The sequence below is a fragment of the Pseudomonas sp. SDO5522_S412 genome (genome assembly GCF_054071215.1).
In genome coordinates this window covers 1-1839 of sequence record NZ_JBSVWQ010000424.1, presented here as the reverse complement: position 1 = coordinate 1839, position 1839 = coordinate 1, and the positions used below count along the sequence as shown (strand labels likewise).

The following is a 1839-nucleotide window of genomic DNA, read 5'->3' as shown; positions in this document are numbered from 1 at the left end:
AGGCGATGGAAGGGCACGCTGTGCCGACCTCATCGCGGGCAAGCCCGGCTCCCACAGGGAATATTTGTTGTTTGAAGGATTGAGTCAGTACGAAATATCTGTGCGCCAATCAGCCATTTCCTCGCAGTAAGTGCGAAAGATTTCCCGCTTTGCGCTGGAATTCGCAAGAATATTTACAGCCGGCCCTCGTATCATTCACCCCAGTAACGACCGAGAGCCTTGAAATGAATCCAATAAAAACGTGGTGGGACATCAGCCCGCCCTTGAGCACCGCGACCCCGACCTGGCCGGGTGATACGCCGTTTCAGGAAGAGCGGGTCTGGCAGTTCGGCCCCGAGTGCCCGGTGAATGTCGGACGCATCACCCTGTCGCCCCACACCGGCGCCCATGTGGACGCGCCGTTGCACTACAGCGCGGACGGCGCGCCGATTGGCGAAGTGTCTCTGGATGTGTACATGGGCCCGTGCCGGGTGCTGCATTGCCTGGGCAGCGGCGCGCTGGTGCAGCCGCATCAGTTGGAAGGCCGGCTGGAAAACCTGCCGGAGCGTGTACTGTTGCGCACTTATCAACAGGCGCCGCTGGATGCCTGGGATTCGAATTTCACCGCCGTCGCCCCGCAAACGGTCGAGTTGCTGTTCAGCCTCGGTGTGCGCCTGATCGGTATCGACACACCGTCCCTGGACCCGCAGCAGTCCAAGACCATGGACTCCCACAACGCCGTCGCCCGGCATGGCATGGCGATTCTCGAAGGCATCGTCCTCGACGACGTGCCGGAGGGAGATTACGAGTTGATCGCGCTGCCGCTGCGTTTTGCCAACCTCGATGCCAGCCCGGTACGAGCCATTCTCCGCCCGCTCAAGGAGCCCACGCGATGAGCCAGTGTCCTTTCTCCCCTGACTACCAGCCGCCGGAAGAATGGCATAACGCCGAGCTGAATTTTTCCGAGTCCATGAGCTACGGCGACTACCTGGACCTGGGCAAAGTGCTCAGCGCCCAGCACCCGCTGTCACCGGACCACAACGAGATGCTGTTCATCATCCAGCACCAGACCTCGGAGCTGTGGATGAAGTTGATGCTCCACGAACTCAAGGCCGCCCGCGAACACGTGCGCCTGGGTGAGCTGCCGCCGGCGTTCAAGATGCTGGCGCGGGTGTCGCGGATCTTTGACCAGTTGGTGCACGCCTGGGCGGTACTGGCGACCATGACGCCGTCGGAGTACAAGTCGATCCGCCCGTACTTGGGGCAGTCGTCGGGTTTCCAGTCGTTCCAGTACCGGGAAATCGAATTCATCCTCGGCAATAAAAGCGCGGCGCTGTTGCGGCCTCATGCCCACCGGCCGGAGTTGTTGAAGGAGCTGCAGGTGGCGATTGCCACGCCGTCGCTGTATGACGAAGCGATCAACCTGATGACCAAGGCCGGGCTGGCGATCGACCCCAAGCGCGCCGAACGCGACCCGACGGCGCCAACGGTTCACGATGATTCCGTGGAGGCGGCGTGGCGCGAGGTTTATCGCGATCCGAGCCGGTATTGGGACCTGTACCAATTGGCCGAAAAGTTTATCGACCTGGAGGATTCGTTCCGCCAATGGCGCTTCCGCCATGTCACCACGGTGGAGCGGATCATCGGCTTCCAGCCTGGTACGGGCGGCACCGAAGGCGTGGGTTACCTGCGCAAGATGCTCGACACCGTATTGTTCCCCGAGCTGTGGCGAGTGCGTTCCACGCTGTAATCAAGGCCCAACAAAAAGCCCCGGTACTCATCAGTACCGGGGCTTTTCATTTGGAATACGATCAAAATGTGGGAGCGGGCTTGCTCGCGAAAGCGGTGGGTCAGTCAATA

The 1839-nt window shown here is 61.0% G+C and carries 2 protein-coding genes; both read left to right on the top strand.

Annotated features, from left to right (window positions below; genetic code table 11):
- Window positions 1-224 precede the first annotated feature (224 nt).
- Complete coding sequence (gene kynB, locus ACW9I6_RS32250) at window positions 225-875, top strand: arylformamidase (protein WP_087693454.1); 651 nt, start codon at window positions 225-227, stop codon at window positions 873-875.
- Window positions 872-1729 (top strand): tryptophan 2,3-dioxygenase, encoded by an 858-nt coding sequence (gene kynA / locus ACW9I6_RS32245; protein WP_008436669.1) that lies wholly within the window; start codon window positions 872-874, stop codon window positions 1727-1729. The genes kynB and kynA overlap by 4 nt, the downstream gene beginning before the upstream one ends.
- The last annotated feature ends 110 nt before the right edge of the window (window positions 1730-1839 follow it).